The following is a 15,015-nucleotide window of genomic DNA, read 5'->3' as shown; positions in this document are numbered from 1 at the left end:
TCTACTTTGTAGGTTCCGGGGTCGCGGTGCCGGTCGGTTGAGGGGGCTGCTTGTCTTTCCCGTCGGGTTTCTGCGCGGGGGTCTTCAGTTCGGCGATCTTCTTCAGACCGGCCTCGACGCTCAGGACGGGGATGCCGTCGCGGACCTGCCCCTGCTGGAACGCGCCAAGGTCCGAGACCGACTCCGTGGTGCTCCGGGCGACGTTGAAGAGCTCGAAGGGACCGAGATTGGTTTTCACGCCCTGGAAAACCACTATCTCATCACCTTTCGCCCCCACAAAATATTGATCTTCGAGCCACTGGTTCCCGAAATACCACCCTAGGCCGCCACCGACGAGGACGACGCCCCCCACGGAGATCAGAAGCGGCCACAGCCGGCGGCGTCTGGCCGGCCGCCCCGTGGCCCTGGCGACCGGCCCCTGGAGTTCGTCGTCCGCGATGACGGGTTGCGGCATGGTGACCGCGCCCGCGTGCCCCGCCGGGGCGCCCGATGGCTGGGAGACCGTCCGGGTCGACCCCGCGGCGCCCACCACGGCCGCCTCGAAGGGGAGGGCGGCCGTCTCGTCCACCTCCAGGACGTCGGCGAGCACGCAGGTGATGTTGTCGGGGCCGCCGCCCTGGTTGGCCAGATCGATGAGTGTGCGGACCACGGCCTCGGGGTCGTCGATCGTGGAGAGCGTCTGGTGCATCGCCTCGGCGGTGACCACCCCCGACAGCCCGTCGGAGCAGAGCAGGTAGCGGTCGCCTATCTGCGCCTCGCGCAGGGACAGGTCGGGCTCGACCTCGCCGCTGCCGTCGAGCGCCCGCAGCAGGATCGACCGCTGCGGGTGGGTGGCGGCCTCCTCCTGGGTGATCCGGCCGTCGTCCACCAGGGACTGCACGAGGGTGTGGTCGTGGGTGATCTGGTAGAGCTCCCCGGCGCGCAGCAGGTACGCGCGCGAGTCGCCGACGTGGACCAGCGCCACCCTCGTCCCGGACCAGAGCATGGCGGTCAGGGTGGTGCCCATGCCCTTGAGGCCGGGGTCGCGCCCCACCATCTGGTGCAGGCGGCGATTGGCGTCGCGGACCGCGGCCTCGATGGCGCTGAGCAGGTCGGCTCCGGCTGTGTCCTCGTCGAGTGAGGACATCGCGGCGATGGCGACCGAGCTGGCCACCTCACCGTGTGCGTGACCGCCCATGCCGTCCGCGACGGCGAGCAGGCGGCCGCTGGCGTACGCCGAGTCCTCGTTGCCTTCGCGGAGGAGGCCGACGTCGGAGCGGGCGGCGTAACGGAGTGCGATGGTCATTTGCGCAATTCGATGACGGTCTTGCCGATGCGGATCGGAACACCGATCGGCACCGGCGTCGGACGGGTGACTTTAGAGCGGTCGAGGTATGTTCCGTTGGTAGAACCGAGATCTTCCACGATCCACTGACCGTCCTGGGGGAAGAGCCGGGCGTGCCGGCTGGATGCGTAGTCGTCGCTGACCACCAGCGTGGCGTCGGTCGCCCGGCCGATGGTGATGGGCGTCTCCGAGAGGGTAATGGTGGTGCCTTGCAGGGGGCCACCGGTGACGACCATCTGCCGGGGCTCCCCCTTTCTGGATTTGGCCGCGGGTTTGACGGGCTTGGGACCTTTACGGGCGGGGACGGCCGGGGCGGTACGGGATCCGAACAAGTCTGTCCGGATCACGCCGACCGCGGCAATCACGAAGAACCACAGCACCGCTAGGAACGCCAGGCGGATCAGCAGTAGCGTGAGCTCGGACATGGACCGTTTGTTTACCTTTAATCGCGCCGGAAAACCAGAGTCGTCCGCCCCAGCGTCACACGAGTGCCGTTCTGGAGCTCGACCTGGCGGACCGGCTGGCCGTTGACGAAGGTGCCGTTCGTGGAGCCGAGGTCGACGAGCATGACCTGTGGACCCTCCACCCGCAGCTCGGCGTGGTGCCGGGAGACTCCCGGGTCGACCAGCCGTAGATCACAGTCGGTGCCCCTGCCGAGCAGCGTCACCGGTGTGGTCAGGTCGTAGGACCGCTGCCCCTGCGGGTCGTCCTGGGTCGAGACCAGCAGCCGTGGACGGCCTCCGAAGGCGTGTGGCTTGGCCGCCGGCACGTCGCTCACCGGCTGGCGGATCTCGTCCTGCTCGACCGTCGCCCCGCGGATCACGCCGGAGCGGATCCTGAAGAGGCCGACCGCCAGGTCCTCCGCGATCTCAAAGCGCACCCGCACCGGTCCCACGAAGGAGTAGCCCTGTTCCTTGGCGTACTCCCTGGCGAGGTTGGCCAGCTCGTGGCCGATGCTGTCCGCGTAGACCGTGAGGCGGTCGTTGTCCGTCATGGACAGCTCGACCACGAAGTCGTTCGGCACGAGCGTGCGCCCCTGCGCGACGATCGCCGCCCTCTCGTCCATCTCCCGCTGAACCGCGCTGGCCACCTCGACCGGCTGAAGGTCGGATTTGAACGCCCGCGCAAAGGCCCCCTCAACCAGACCTTCGAGCCTTCGCTCGAAGCGCTGAAGGACTCCCACCGGGTCCCTCCCTTCTTCAGTCTGTGTAGGTCACGGCCGCTTGGGGCTTGCTCCTCGCTCTCTCGCACCCAGCTACTCCGCTCCGCGTCTAGGAGGATCGTATCCGGGTTCGTGGGCATCGGCTGATCCGTGCTAATCTTTCGAGCGCACCCAACAAGGGCGGGTGGCGGAACGGCAGACGCGCACGGTTCAGGTCCGTGTGTCCGAAAGGACGTGAGGGTTCAAATCCCTCCTCGCCCACTCATCGTGAGCCCTGGTCGCGCGCAGACGCACCGGGGCTCTGTCGTTTCCCCGAATATTTCGGATAATTCGGACGCCGCAGGGGTCGCGCGAGGTTCCGGCGCGGCATGGCCGATCGTCGGTCACGCTGGGCGTCCGCTCCGCCGTGGACCGGTCTCGGCCGCCGGGTCCCGGCTTCCCCGCCGGTGCGGTGGATCTCCGGGTTCGGATTCTCGCGAGAGATCGGTTCCCGGACGCCTGCCCGGCGGGCGGGCTCCCGGCCGCCGGTTACGCTGACAGAGAAACCGGGGCGGAAGGGGGTCCTCCCCTCCCGCCCCGCACGTCTCATCCGTCCAGCGCCTGGCGTCTGGCGAGGGCACGGACGTCCAGCAGCTCGCCGAGCAGGTCGGTGAGGCTCACCATGCCGACCACCGTGCCGACCACCTCGCCGTCACCCCCGGCGCCCCTGTCACTCCCGTCACTCCCGTCACTCCCGGCGCTCCCGCCGATGTCGTCGACGTCGGTGACGAGACCCACGTGGGCGTGGGCGTCCTGCAGGACGGAGACGGCCTCGGGGATCGTGGTGTCCCTCCGCAGCCGGGGCAGCGGACGGGCCAGCTCCGCCGGGCTCGCCCCCGGCCGGACCAGCGCGTCCCTGACGTGCAGCACGCCCAGGACGTCGCTCGGCCTGCCCGAGTTGACCAGCAGGCGCAGGTGCCCGCTGTCGGCGGCGGCCCTGCGCACCTGGGCCTCGCTGGCGTCCCCTGACACGCAGGTGACCTGCCCGATGGGCAGCATCAGCCGCTCGACCGGCTGCTGGTGCACCCGCAGCGCCCGGGTGAGCAGGTCGTGCTCGTCGCGGTCGAGCAGGCCCATCCGGCCCGACTCCCCGACCAGCATGGCCAGCTGGACCGGGGTCCTGGTGGTCGCCAGCTCGTCCCTGGGGTGCACGCCGAACAGCCCCAGCACCGCGTTGGTCAGGCCGTTGAGCGTGGCCAGCACCGGCCGGACCACCCAGGTGAAGCCGCGGAACGGCAGGGCCAGGCCCATCGCCGCGATCTCCGGGTGGGTGAGCGCCCAGGACTTGGGAGCCATCTCACCGACCACCATGTGCAGGAAGGTGACCAGCGCCAGCGCGATCACCAGCGAGACGGGGATCCGCAGCGACTCGGGCGCGCCGACCGCCGCGAAGACCGGCTCCAGCAGGTGCTCGATGGCCGGTTCGGTCACCATGCCCAGGCCGAGGGAGCAGAGCGTGATGCCGAGCTGAGCCCCGGCCAGCATCAGGGACAGCTCCCTGCCGCCGCGTACCGCGGCGCGGGCGGCGATCCGGGTCAGCCGCCCGCCCCGGCCCGCCAGCTCCTCCAGGCGGTGCCTGCGGGCCGAGATGACCGCGAACTCGGCGGCGACGAAGAAGGCGTTGCCGATCAGCAGGGCCACGCCCAGCAGCAGGGCTCCGGTCGTGCTCATCGTCCGTTCACCACGCTCCGCGCGGTCATCGCCGACTCCTTCTCCTCGTCCGGGCTCTCCTGGCCGGTCGCGGGAAGTGCCAGCCGTACCCACTCGGGGACCCTGCGGTGCACCGACAGCACGGTCAGCACCGCGTCCGCCTCGTCCTCGCCGTCGTTTTCGAGGGGGTCGGTCTCCAGGGTCAGCGTGACGGTGACCCGGTCGTCCGGCTCGGCCATCCTGCCGAGGGTGGCGAGGACCAGGCCGGCGACGGTGTCGTAGTCGTCGCTCTCGGGGAGCGACAGCTTCGTGGCACGCTCTATCTCGTCGAGCCTGAGCGTGCCGGGCAGGTCCCAGGTGCCGTCGTCGTTGGCGACGACCCCGGCGGGCTCCGGGTCGTTCTCGTCGATCAGCTCACCGACGAGTTCCTCCGCGAGGTCCTCGATGGTGACCACGCCGGCGAGGCCGCCGTACTCGTCGATGACGCACGCCAGGTCGTCGTGGGCGGCGCGCATCCGCTCCAGCACGACCGGCAGCGGCAGCGAGTCGGGCACCAGCAGCGCCGGGCGGGTGATCTGCTCCAGCGGGCCGTCGGTCAGGCCGGACCTGAGCAGCTCCCGCACGCCGGTGACGCCGACCACGTCCTCGCCGTCGTCGTCGCAGAGCACCGGGTAGCGGGAGTGGCCGTGCTGGCGGATGGCGCCGAGCAGGTCGGAGATCGGGCGCTCGGCGCGGAGCAGCACCACGCGGGGGCGCGGCACCATGACGTCCTCGGCGGTACGGTCGCCGAACTCCAGCGCGCGCTCCAGCAGCTCCGACAGCCTCGGGGGCAGGTCGCCGGCGGTGGCCGAGTCGGAGATGATCCGGGACAGCTCCTCGGGGCTCGCGCCGTGCTCGATCTCCTCCACCGGCTCGACGCCCACCCGGCGCAGCAGCCCGGTGGCCGCCGAGTCGAACAGGCGGATGATCGGACCCGCGACCTTGAGGTAGAGGATGGTCGAGCGGGACAGGAACTTGGCCACCGGTTCCGGGCGGGCGATGCCCAGGTTCTTGGGGGCGAGCTCGCCCAGCACCATCTGGATGACGGTGGCGATCGCGACGGCCAGTGCCACCGCGACGCCCGGCACCGCCGCGCCGGGTACTCCGGCCGACTCCAGCAGGGGGCGGATCACCGTGGCGATGGCGGGCTCGGAGATGAAGCCGACCAGCAGGGCGGTGACGGTGATACCGAGTTGCGCGCCCGACAGCATGAACGACAGACGCCCCGTCACCTCCAGCACCCGTACGGCCGCCGCGTCACCGGCGTCGGCCTGCTCACGCAGCACACCCCGGTCGGCGGCCACGAAGGCGAACTCCTGGGCGACGAAATAGCCGGTGGCGAGAGTGAGGAGAAGTACGGCCAGCAGGCCGAGAGCCGTGTTCACCGGGCGGCTCTCCCGGTCGGGTCAGTGGCTCCCGTGCGTTCGCACGGGCAGGTACTCCACGGGTCCGGAGTGGACACGATCATCCTTTCGGGCAGAGGTCGTCCTCTACCGTAACGATCCACGTGGGGGTCGATGTTTCCAGAACGGCCGACCGCCCCAATATTGGTTGGTACGCACCTATCTGTGTACTTTTCCCGGGGAAAACCTGGCGGACACCTCTACGGGCGACGGAACCACGACGTAGCGTCGATAATGACGGTCTCATTGTGAGTTCGAGAGGTGGCGGGGATACGACGTGGGTGACTGGACGGAAGACGACGATCGCACCCGCGCGCTGCGGTCGCCCACCCCGGGACCCGTCCCGTCGCGTGCGGCCGGACAGCCCTCCCACCCCGTGCGGGGCCGGGAGCGGCCCGCCGGCGAACCGTTCGCCGGGGAGCAGCCGGGTGAGGCGCGTCCCCGGGGGAGTTCGCGGGTCTACGGCAAGCCCAGGGAGGGGTCCCGCCCCGTCAAGCCGCTGCCCGGTTCGGCCCCCCGGTCCGCTGGATCCCCCGGCGGGCCGTCCGGCCCCTCGGGCGGCCCCCCGGGAGACAGAGGAGGGTTCCGGATGCCGAGCTGGCGGCCGAAGCGGCCCGGACGGCTGGCGGTGCGGATTCTCATCGGGCTGGTGGTCGTCCTGCTGGTGCTCGCCGTCGGCGGATACTTCGTGATCAACTCGCGGATGAAACGGATCGACGCCCTCGGCGAGTACGAGGGCCGCCCCGCCGACACCCCGGGCACGAACTGGCTGCTGGTCGGCTCCGACAGCCGGGCCGGTCTGACCAAGGCGCAGCGCAGGAAGTTCGCCACCGGCCAGGCCGTCGGCCGCAGGACCGACACGATGATGCTGCTGCACATCCCCGACAGCGGCGGCCGGCCGACCCTGGTCAGCCTCCCGCGCGACTCCTACGTGCCGATCGACGGCCACGGCCGCGGCAAGCTGAACGCCGCCTACGCCTTCCAGGACGGCGGCCCCAAGCTGCTCGCCAAGACCGTGGAGAAGGTCACCGGGCTCCGGATCGACCACTACATGGAGATCGGCTTCGGCGGCTTCGTGGGCATCGTGGACGCCATCGGCGGTGTCGAGATCGACGTCAAGCAGGACATCAAGGACCGTAAGGCCGGTATCAACCTGAAGAAGGGCAAGCAGGTGCTGGACGGCGGCACGGCCCTCGGCTACGTCCGCACCCGCGCCACCGGCGCCATCCCCGACTTCGAGCGGACCCAGCGCCAGCGCCAGTTCTTCTCGGCCGTGGTGAAGAAGGCCGCCAGCCCGGGGGTTCTGATCAACCCCTTCCGCTCCGTCCCGCTCGCCCTGAGCGCCACCGACTCGGTGGCGGTCGGCGAGGAGAGCGGCGCGCTCAACCTGCTCTCCCTCGGTCTGGCCATGGGGGACAACCCGGTGACCACCGTCGTCCCGGTCGGCTCCCTGCCGACCATCAACGGCGAGGCCGTCGTGCAGTGGGACCGTGCCAAGGCCCTGCGCATGTTCGAGGCCCTGGCCCAGGACAGACCGGTCCCCCCGGACGTCCTCGGCAAGTAGCCGTCCCGGCCGCCCCGCAGCCCGGAGGAGGGGGGCCGGCCCCGGCCTGCGCGCCGCCCGAGGCGCTCCCCGTCCCGCCGTGCGCGGGGAGGGGAGCGCGGGCATTCTGGTCAGAACCAGGGACCCGCCCCTGTCCCGCCGTGCGAGGGGAGGGGGCTCAGCCGGACGAGATGCTGCCCGCGACGGCTCCGGCCATCACCGCGGTCATGACGGCGGCGTTGACGGCGGCGATCGCCTTGGCGACGGCCTCACCGGCCCATTCGCCCTCGGTGATCTCCTTGATGCGCTCCTTGCTCGCGCCGGGGAACGCCTTGCGGTCGATCTTGGCCGCGTGCAGGACGGCGATCAGCACGGCGACCCGCTCGTCGGGCTCGGCCCCCGACAGCACGCTCTGGACGCGCTCGCGGATGCCCTGCTCGACGCTCGGATCGCGCTCCGGGTAGCGGGTGCTGGGGAAGACGCCGAGGATCTTGCGCTGCTCCTCGCCGAGCACCCCCCGTCCGGCCAGCCCGGACAGCAGGCGCTTGCGGAGCTTGGACGAGTGGAGCCGCTGCACCCACCAGTCGGGCTTGCGCTTCTTGGGATCCGCGGCGATCCGGGCGAGCGTGGCGTCCAGCTCCTCGTCTCCGAGGGGTGTGGGATCCAGGACGGTGACCTTCTTGCCGGCCAGGTCGATCCTGCCGTTGATGGCCAGCTCAGCCAGGAGGGAGCCGCCGAGCGCGGCGTCCAGCTCGGACGAGCCGACCAGTTGCCTGCCCTCGACCTCGCTGTAGGCGAGCAGCAGGACTTCCTCGGCGATGATGGTCGTCATCGCTCGACCCTATGTCGTGAGCGCTCGCGCGGCGCGGGTACTCGGGTAGGTCGGTGAGGCGTGGCCACCATGGGCCTTGAGAGAATGGTCCGTCATGAGCGTCTCCAAGGAACTCCACGCCATCGGCCGCCCCCTCGTCGACGTCCAGCTGGCTCATCCGACGGTGGCGGGCATCGCGAGGGGAGACCTGCCGGAGCCGGTGTTCCGATCGTGGCTGGAGCAGGACTACCTGTTCCTGCTGGACTACGTGCGGGTCTTCTCCCGGCTGGCCTGGCAGGCCCCCGACGGCCATCTGGGTGACCTGGTCGACCTGGCCCACGCCACCTTTCACGAGGAGCTGAACCTGCACCGCTCGCTGTCGGCCGAGTTCGGCGCCGACCTGGGCGGGGTGAGGAAGGGGCCGGCCTGCGCGGCCTACACCTCGTTCCTGCTCGACTCGGCGGCCGACTACGCCGACGGTCTGGCCGCGCTCTACCCCTGTATGTGGGGCTATTCCACCCTCGGCCGGGTTCTCGCCGAGAACCCCCCGGCCGAGCCGCGCTACCGGGCCTGGGTCGACACCTACGCCGCCCCGGGGTTCGCCGAGCTGACCGAGCGCATCGCCGTGATGATCGACGAGGCAGCCCCCGACCCCGCCCGGGCCGCCAAGCTGTTCGGCGAGGGAATGGCCCACGAGATCGCCTTCTGGGACGTGCCCTGACCCGGTCCCGCCCGGGTCCCCGGCTCTGCCGAGCCCCGGCCCACCGCGGTTCCGCCTACTGAGCCCACGGCGGCAGGATGGTCCGGCCGCCCTGGGCCGCCTTGATCCCGGCCGAGGTGCACACGGTGCCCTCGGCCCGCTCGGTCCGGGAGTCGTTGCGGAGCGAGAACGGGGTGTCCGGCGCGACGATCAGCGCGTCTCCCGCCCCGGCCACGTGCTCCACGCCGCCGAGGGTGCCCACGATCCGTCCGGACCGGACGACGAACACCTCCTCGCGATCCACGGTGTGCTCCTTGCCCGCCGCGCCGGGGGCCATGTCGAACGACCAGACGGCCAGTTGCGAGGAGCCTCGCGAGGGCACGGCCAGTGAGCGCAGGGTGATGCCGTCCATCTCGAAGGCCGGGGCGCCTGCCAGATCCGCGGTGGTCATGGACCCTCCAAATAGTAAATCTGATTGACTGTCCATCAAAAGGTAAACCATGTTGTCTTTATCGTCAACGGGGAGGCCGGGGAGGCGCGCTGACGGTTCCGGACCGGTGGCCGCTTGCGGACGGGGCGGGGGCGATCGGGCCGCTCCGTGCGCCGTCCACCGGTGGACTTGGAAGAATGGGGCCATGACTGTTCCTGAGGTGGAAGTACACGCGGTGCCTGAAGGCGCGTTCCTGCTCGACGTGCGCGAGGACGGCGAGTGGCGGGCCGGGCACGCGCCCGGGGCCGTCCACATTCCGCTCGGCGAGTTGCAGGCCCGGGTCGCCGAGGTTCCCAAGGACGCGCCGGTCTACGTGGTCTGCCGCAGCGGGGGCCGTTCGGCGAACGCCGCCGCCTGGCTCAACCACGTCGGCCGGGACGCGATCAACATCGGCGGCGGCATGCGGTCGTGGCACTTCGCGGGCCGGCCCATGGTGGGCGAAAACGGCCAGGATCCCTTCGTCGCCTGAGGAATATCTCGTCACATGGGCGACGCCTTGCCAAAAAAGGAATAAGTGACATAATCCTGACGAATTGTCTACCGCGGGAGCTCGGGCGGAACCGGGCTGAGAGGGCGGAACCACGCGGAGGGCCGACAGGGCCTCACTCGTGACGCGCCGCCGACCGCATGAACCTGTCCGGGTAATGCCGGCGTAGGGAGCGCGTCATGACGCCCGACGTCATCGATTCCAAGCATGCCGAGGCCCCCCTCACCCTCGACCAGGCCCCGCCGAAGACCCTGGGCACGCTCGACCAGGGCGCGTTCTGGGCCAACCTGGGGGTCAGCCTCCTCGGATTCTCCTTCGCGCTCTTCCTGATCAACCCACTGGGCGACGACAATCCGCTCACCCTCACCGCGGCGCTGGTCGCCGCCCTCGTCGGCAGCCTCGTCGGCACCGCGATGGTCGGCCTCGCCGCGGTGCCCGGAGTGCAGACCGGCAGGCCCGCGATGGTGCTGCTCCGCGGGCTGTTCGGCGCGAGGCTCTCCTACGTCCCGACCGTGCTCAACATCATCCAGATGATCGGCTGGGGCGCGTTCGAGCTCTGGGTCATCGCGATGGGCGCACAGGCGATCTTCGGACGGTCCGTCCCCTACGCGGTCTGGGCGATCGCGGCCGGGGCGCTGACGACGGCGCTCACCATCTACCCGCTGGGGGTCATCAGGCTGCTCCGGCGGTTCGTCACGGCCGGCGTGATCGTGTCGATGGCCTGGTTCGCGGTGGTCTTCCTGCGCGACACCCCCGTCCAGACCGGTGGCTCCTGGGACGCCTTCGCCCCGGCCGTGGACTTCGTGATCGCCCTGTCGGTCTCCTGGGTGCCGGTCGCGGCGGACTACGCCAGGCACTCGCGTTCCAGCCGCGCGGCCTTCACCGGCATCGTCGGCGGCTACACCGTCGCCCAGGTGGCCTGCCTGGCCGTGGGCGTCTACGCGGTGGCGCTCGCCGGTCACGGCGCGGTGCAGAGCCAGCCGACCGCGGTGTTCGCGCCGTTCGTCGCGGCTCCGCTCGGCGCGCTGTTCTTCGGCATCCTCGTGCTGCGCGAGACCGACCAGTCGTTCGCGAACGTCTACTCCACGGCGATGTCGCTGCAGAACCTCATGCCGAGGGTGGACCGCCGCGTCTTCTCCGTGGCCATCGGCGTGCTGACCACGGGCGTCGCCCTCGTCGTGGACGTGAACTCCTACGGCGCCTTCCTCAGCATCATCGGCGCGGTGTTCGTGCCGATGCTCGGCGTGCTGGCCGTCGACTACTTCCTGCTCGGCCGTGGCAGGAACTGGGACACCTCCCAGAACGCCCCCTCCCGCCGGCTCATGGTGATCCCGTGGGCGCTCGGCTTCGCCACCTGGTGGCTGCTCGCCGCCCCCTCCCAGGTGGCCTGGTGGGCGGCGATCTGGAACGGTGTCAGGCAGGCCGTGCACTTCACCCCGCAGCCGTGGATGAGCGCGGCCGTGGGCGCCTTCCTCGTCGCCGGCCTGGTCACGCTCGTCCTGGGGGCGTTCCGCCGCCGGTAGCCCCGGGCAGGGCGGCCGGGTCTCGGCCCGGTCACCGGGTGCCGGGGGAGGAGTTCCCGGTGGCCCCCTCGACCCGCAGCAGCCGCTCCTTGGCGGTCGCGCCTCCCGCGTAACCGCCGAGGACGGCCTCGCTCTCCACCACCCGGTGGCAGGGCACGATCACACAGACCGGGTTGCTGCCCAGCGCGTTGCCGACCGCCCGCAGCGCCCTCGGCCTGCCGATCCGCTCGGCGATCTCGCGGTAGGTGGTCACCGTCCCGTACGGCACCGCCAGCATCATCTGCAGCACGGTCCTGGCGAACGAGGTCGCCATCTGCAGGTCGACCGTGGTGGTGAAGGCGCGGAGCCTGCCGGAGAAGTAGGCGTCCAGTTCCCGGCGGACCGGGTCGAGCCGCCGGGGATCCGGCCCGATGAACGAGCCGATCTCCCTGCTGACCCGCTCGAACACGACGTTCTCGTCCTCGTAGCTGCAGGCCACCACGCCCCGGTGCGTCACCGCGAGGACCAGCCGTCCCACCGGTCCTTCGAGTGTGCCGAAGGCGATGTCGGGATGGGTTTTCCCTATGTAGGTGGGCGAGGTCACCCGTAGCAGTGCGTCGAGGTCGCCGGATGACATGGCCCCACCCTTCCGTGTCCAGGCGTGTGGTGACCGCAGCGTATCGGACGGATCCCTCAGGTGAGTGTCAGCACATGCGGACGAAGTGCCAAGATCAGGCCGGTTGACACGGCACTATGGGTGTGTGGGTGACGACAGAGCCGATGGTGACGAGGGCATCGCCCGTGCGGTCGTCGCCGGTGCGCCCAACGCGATGGTCGTCTTCGACCGTGATCAGGCGGTGCTGGTGTGGAACCCCGCGGCCGAACGCCTCTTCGGCTGGTCGGCCGACGAACTGCTCGGCCGTCGCGCCCCGGTGGTTCCCGAGGAGCTGACGGCCGAGCACAACGCGGTCCTGGAACGTGTCCGCACCGGCGGCCGGGTCTCGCTGCGGACCAAGCGGTTCCGCAGGGACGGCAGCCTGCTCGACGTGCGGGTGGACACCGGCGCTCTGCGCTCGGAGGCCGGGGTGCTGCTCGGCTACGTCAGCGTCTATCACCTGGTCCAGGACGACGAGTCCGCCCAGGACCGGGTCGTCCGGCGGGCGCGGCTCGTCCGCAGGCTCACCGACGTGGTCGCCGACATCAACGCCGCGCGGGAGCTGCCCGCCGTGCTCGACCGGATCGCGGCCAGCCTCACCGAGCTGACCGGGGCCGACGCGGGCGGTTTCGTGCTCATCGAGGGGGACCGGCTCCGGCTCGTGGCCAGCCATCGGCTTCCCGAGTCGCTGCGCGACTCCACCGGCGACATGCGCACCAGCCTGGTCGGCAAACTGCTGCGCACCGGCAGGACCGTGATGCTGGAGACCGGCAACCAGGCCCGGCTGGACGAGCTGGTCTGGTCACAGCTTCCCGGCCTGCACACCATCGCGCTCGGCCTCGCCGCGGTGGGCGGGCGGCCGTACGGCGCGCTGTACGCCCTGTTCGCCAAGCACAAGGCCGGTCACGTGGAGCTCGAACTGCTCGAACTCCTCGCCGGCCACGCCGGGATCGCCGTGGGCAACGCCATGGCCTACCAGGAGGCCGTACGGCAGCGCGCCCACGAGCGGGCGGTGTTCGACGCCAGCGCGGACGGCATAGCGGTCCTCGACGGCCAGGGCCGGGTCATCCAGTGGAACCCGTCGGCCACCGAGCTGACCGGTTTCGCCGCGACCGAGGTGATCGGCGGGCCGCCGCCGTTCCAGCTGCCGGAGCCGGGTGACAAGCTCACCCTTCAGCTTCCCTCCGGCGCCTGGCTGGACGTGCTCTGCGCCGAGATCGTGGAGACCGGTGAGATCGTGGTGGACTTCCGCGACATCACCCGGGCCAAGGAACTGGAGGAGGCCAAGGACCTCTTCCTGGCCACCACCAGTCATGAGCTGCGCACCCCGATCACCGTGGTCCGGGGGTTCGCCGGCACGCTCGACGCGCGCTGGGACAACATGACCGACACCGAGCGCCGCTCGGCCGTGCACATCATCGCCGAGCGGGCGCGCTCCCTCGGTCAGCTCATGGACAACCTGCTGCTGGGCTCGCACGCGGGGGCGGGGGAGCTGACCCTCAAGATCGAGGGTCTTGACCTCGGCGAGCTGCTCCGGGCCGCCACGCTGGGTCTGCACGATCTATCTGATTTGCACACAGTTGAGGTGAAAGTAGCCCAAAACCTACCCCCGGTCTCCGGAGACGCTCTGGCCACCGATATCGTGCTGGGCCAGTTGCTGGAGAACGCGTTCAAATATTCACCGGACGGTGGCCTGATCAAGGTCGAGGCGTGGCCGGAAGGTGACTGGGTGGTGGTGGTCGTGGACGACGAGGGTGTGGGCATAGCTCCGGCGAGCCGGGAGCGCATCTTCGAGCGCTTCGTCCAGGTCGACAGCGGCGACCGCCGCCGGTTCGGCGGTGTCGGTCTCGGGCTGTACATCGTGCGCAGCCTGGTCCGCGCCCAGGGCGGGGAGGTGTCGGCGCACCCCCGTCCTGGAGGCGGTACCCGGATGCGATTGCTTCTGCGTATCGCCGACACGCCGGGGGCTCTTACCTGACCGACACGCCGAACCGGTAACGAGCCGGTAACGGATGAGCTGATCTATTGTCGAATGTACACAAGCTGTAATCGGCGTTCGGTTTCTAAGGCTATCTAACGGGGCATTTCGGTCGTACTGGGGTGTGTTCCTCAGGGGGAACAGGGATACGGGGAGGTGAGTGCGTCGAGCGTCGTGTTGTTGCCGTATGCACCGTCCAGCGTCGCTGTCGCACGCCAACGCCTCTGCTCTGACCTGCAGGAATGGGGTGTCTACGAGACCGCTATAGACGACGCGGTCCTCGTGGTGAGCGAACTGCTGAGCAACGCGCTCCGGCATGCGCATCCGTTGCCGTCCGGTCAGATCAGAGTGGCGTGGCGGTGGACCGACGAACATGTCGAGGTTGCGGTGAGTGACGGTGGCGCCGCCACCGAACCGCGCGCCGGACGGCCCACGCTCTCCTCGCTGGGAGGCCGGGGGCTCGGCATCGTCGAGTATCTGGCCACCAGTTGGGGTGTCAAGCACGAGGGGGAGATCACCACGGTCTGGGCGGTGGTCACCGCCCTCGGCACGGTGAGTGACGGTCATGTCTCCATCCCCGAGCCCGCCCTGCGGGAGTGCGGATAGCCGGTTCCGGCGCGGGGTGCGACGACTGCGCGCCTCCGCCTCACCTGGCTCCGCCTCCCCGGGGAGACAGACTCCGCCCCGCCTCACCCGGCCCGGGTGAGGCGGGGCGAGCCGCCTCCTACCTCCGCCCCACCGCTACGACGGCGAAGCGACGGCGGTCTCTCACCGCGTGCCGGCGTGTCACACGATCTGGATGGCGACGACCTTCGGAGGGCGGTTCGGGAAGGTGATGTCGTGCCAGCGATCGATCCTCACCGAGTCGCCGTTGGCGTCGTAGTAGATCAGGTCGTTGTTGCCCGTGGAGATCCGGTCGACCCACCATCCGCCGAAGTCGGTCTTTCCGCCGTTGGCGTAGCAGTCGACGCTCTGGCGGCCGCCCAGGTGCGACCAGATCTTCAGGAAGTTCTCACCGCCAACGCATTGGACGTGGTCGATGGCGAAGGCGGTGCCGGCCGGGATGGTGACGGTGAAGGCGGCGGTCGCGGCGAGTGCCACGGCCATGGAACGGATGTTCTTCTTGCTCTTCGAGATCACAGACTCTCCTCCTGCGGAGACCGGCGCGCACGGCCCCGGCCCTGTTGGTGACGTCGCGTCCTGACGAAACGGTGCTTCGCCGGGCCGGCGGA

The 15,015-nt window shown here is 70.2% G+C and carries 15 protein-coding genes, 1 tRNA gene and 1 riboswitch; of the genes, 7 read left to right on the top strand and 9 right to left on the bottom strand.

The window, feature by feature from the left end; all coding sequences use genetic code 11:
* Position 1: 1 nt before the first annotated feature.
* The 3 genes from ABZ194_RS21930 to ABZ194_RS21920 are packed head-to-tail and all read right to left on the bottom strand — an operon-like array spanning position 2 to position 2,507.
* The gene (locus tag ABZ194_RS21930) at positions 2–1,285 is read right to left on the bottom strand and encodes a Stp1/IreP family PP2C-type Ser/Thr phosphatase (RefSeq protein WP_355598845.1); all 1,284 of its coding nucleotides are present in this window, start codon (positions 1,283–1,285) and stop codon (positions 2–4) included.
* A complete protein-coding gene (locus tag ABZ194_RS21925; RefSeq protein ID WP_355598844.1) occupies positions 1,282–1,749 on the bottom strand; it encodes an FHA domain-containing protein in 468 nt (155 codons plus the stop codon). The genes ABZ194_RS21930 and ABZ194_RS21925 overlap by 4 nt, the downstream gene beginning before the upstream one ends.
* Positions 1,750–1,766: 17 nt before the next feature.
* Entirely contained in the window at positions 1,767–2,507 is a 741-nt protein-coding gene (locus ABZ194_RS21920) for a DUF3662 and FHA domain-containing protein (RefSeq protein WP_355598843.1), read from the bottom strand.
* Positions 2,508–2,664: 157 nt separating this feature from the next.
* Between ABZ194_RS21920 and ABZ194_RS21915 the strand changes: the two genes are divergently transcribed.
* Positions 2,665–2,747 (top strand) — tRNA-Leu (locus tag ABZ194_RS21915).
* A 324-nt stretch (positions 2,748–3,071) separates the two neighbouring features.
* Here ABZ194_RS21915 and ABZ194_RS21910 read toward each other — a convergent pair.
* Positions 3,072–4,196: a hemolysin family protein gene (locus tag ABZ194_RS21910; protein ID WP_355598842.1), complete on the bottom strand. Its 1,125-nt coding sequence runs from the start codon at positions 4,194–4,196 to the stop codon at positions 3,072–3,074.
* Positions 4,193–5,599: a hemolysin family protein gene (locus tag ABZ194_RS21905; protein ID WP_355598841.1), complete on the bottom strand. Its 1,407-nt coding sequence runs from the start codon at positions 5,597–5,599 to the stop codon at positions 4,193–4,195. The genes ABZ194_RS21910 and ABZ194_RS21905 overlap by 4 nt, the downstream gene beginning before the upstream one ends.
* Before the next feature lie 295 nt (positions 5,600–5,894).
* Between ABZ194_RS21905 and ABZ194_RS21900 the strand changes: the two genes are divergently transcribed.
* The gene (locus tag ABZ194_RS21900) at positions 5,895–7,181 is read left to right on the top strand and encodes an LCP family protein (protein WP_355598840.1); all 1,287 of its coding nucleotides are present in this window, start codon (positions 5,895–5,897) and stop codon (positions 7,179–7,181) included.
* 157 nt (positions 7,182–7,338) lie between these two features.
* Here the strand turns inward: ABZ194_RS21900 and ABZ194_RS21895 are convergent, their stop codons facing one another.
* Positions 7,339–7,992, bottom strand: a complete 654-nt coding sequence (locus tag ABZ194_RS21895) for a GPP34 family phosphoprotein (RefSeq protein ID WP_355598839.1) — start codon at positions 7,990–7,992, stop codon at positions 7,339–7,341.
* A gap of 94 nt (positions 7,993–8,086) precedes the next feature.
* Here ABZ194_RS21895 and ABZ194_RS21890 point away from each other — a divergent pair, with 94 nt between their 5' ends.
* A complete protein-coding gene (locus ABZ194_RS21890; protein WP_355598838.1) occupies positions 8,087–8,692 on the top strand; it encodes a TenA family protein in 606 nt (201 codons plus the stop codon).
* 55 nt (positions 8,693–8,747) lie between these two features.
* On the opposite strand, the gene ABZ194_RS21885 is transcribed toward ABZ194_RS21890, so the two are convergent.
* Entirely contained in the window at positions 8,748–9,122 is a 375-nt protein-coding gene (locus ABZ194_RS21885) for a cupin domain-containing protein (protein ID WP_355598837.1), read from the bottom strand.
* 184 nt (positions 9,123–9,306) lie between these two features.
* Here ABZ194_RS21885 and ABZ194_RS21880 point away from each other — a divergent pair, with 184 nt between their 5' ends.
* Positions 9,307–9,630, top strand: coding sequence for a rhodanese-like domain-containing protein (locus tag ABZ194_RS21880; RefSeq protein ID WP_355598836.1), 324 nt, complete (start codon positions 9,307–9,309; stop codon positions 9,628–9,630).
* 63 nt (positions 9,631–9,693) lie between these two features.
* Positions 9,694–9,837, top strand: a riboswitch (TPP riboswitch).
* Positions 9,828–11,171, top strand: a complete 1,344-nt coding sequence (locus ABZ194_RS21875; RefSeq protein ID WP_355598835.1) for a cytosine permease — start codon at positions 9,828–9,830, stop codon at positions 11,169–11,171. (Overlaps the previous riboswitch by 10 nt.)
* 31 nt (positions 11,172–11,202) lie before the next feature.
* Here the strand turns inward: ABZ194_RS21875 and ABZ194_RS21870 are convergent, their stop codons facing one another.
* Positions 11,203–11,787, bottom strand: coding sequence for a methylated-DNA--[protein]-cysteine S-methyltransferase (locus ABZ194_RS21870; protein WP_355598834.1), 585 nt, complete (start codon positions 11,785–11,787; stop codon positions 11,203–11,205).
* 124 nt (positions 11,788–11,911) lie between these two features.
* Between ABZ194_RS21870 and ABZ194_RS21865 the strand changes: the two genes are divergently transcribed.
* Both ABZ194_RS21865 and ABZ194_RS21860 read left to right on the top strand, forming a co-directional pair.
* Complete coding sequence (locus tag ABZ194_RS21865) at positions 11,912–13,783, top strand: PAS domain S-box protein (protein ID WP_355598833.1); 1,872 nt, start codon at positions 11,912–11,914, stop codon at positions 13,781–13,783.
* A 156-nt stretch (positions 13,784–13,939) separates the two neighbouring features.
* A complete protein-coding gene (locus tag ABZ194_RS21860; RefSeq protein ID WP_355598832.1) occupies positions 13,940–14,389 on the top strand; it encodes an ATP-binding protein in 450 nt (149 codons plus the stop codon).
* A 180-nt stretch (positions 14,390–14,569) separates the two neighbouring features.
* Here ABZ194_RS21860 and ABZ194_RS21855 read toward each other — a convergent pair whose 3' ends face one another.
* Positions 14,570–14,923, bottom strand: a complete 354-nt coding sequence (locus ABZ194_RS21855) for a beta/gamma crystallin domain-containing protein (RefSeq protein ID WP_355598831.1) — start codon at positions 14,921–14,923, stop codon at positions 14,570–14,572.
* Positions 14,924–15,015: the final 92 nt, after the last annotated feature.

It is taken from the genome of Streptosporangium sp. NPDC006007 (genome assembly GCF_040614315.1).
Classification (GTDB): Bacteria; Actinomycetota; Actinomycetes; order Streptosporangiales; family Streptosporangiaceae; genus Streptosporangium.
The sequence above is the reverse complement of the archived record's forward strand: the minus strand, read 5'-3'. Positions and strand labels throughout refer to the sequence as shown.

What these genes read in the sequence shown, in the direction of transcription:
- ABZ194_RS21925 (WP_355598844.1), bottom strand. Translation starts at nt 1,749, where the DNA reads ATGTCCGAGCTCACGCTACTGCTGATCCGCCTGGCGTTCCTAGCGGTG.
- ABZ194_RS21880 (WP_355598836.1), top strand. Translation starts at nt 9,307, where the DNA reads ATGACTGTTCCTGAGGTGGAAGTACACGCGGTGCCTGAAGGCGCGTTC.
- ABZ194_RS21910 (WP_355598842.1), bottom strand. Translation starts at nt 4,196, where the DNA reads ATGAGCACGACCGGAGCCCTGCTGCTGGGCGTGGCCCTGCTGATCGGC.
- ABZ194_RS21870 (WP_355598834.1), bottom strand. Translation starts at nt 11,787, where the DNA reads ATGTCATCCGGCGACCTCGACGCACTGCTACGGGTGACCTCGCCCACC.
- ABZ194_RS21890 (WP_355598838.1), top strand. Translation starts at nt 8,087, where the DNA reads ATGAGCGTCTCCAAGGAACTCCACGCCATCGGCCGCCCCCTCGTCGAC.
- ABZ194_RS21895 (WP_355598839.1), bottom strand. Translation starts at nt 7,992, where the DNA reads ATGACGACCATCATCGCCGAGGAAGTCCTGCTGCTCGCCTACAGCGAG.
- ABZ194_RS21885 (WP_355598837.1), bottom strand. Translation starts at nt 9,122, where the DNA reads ATGACCACCGCGGATCTGGCAGGCGCCCCGGCCTTCGAGATGGACGGC.
- ABZ194_RS21930 (WP_355598845.1), bottom strand. Translation starts at nt 1,285, where the DNA reads ATGACCATCGCACTCCGTTACGCCGCCCGCTCCGACGTCGGCCTCCTC.
- ABZ194_RS21875 (WP_355598835.1), top strand. Translation starts at nt 9,828, where the DNA reads ATGACGCCCGACGTCATCGATTCCAAGCATGCCGAGGCCCCCCTCACC.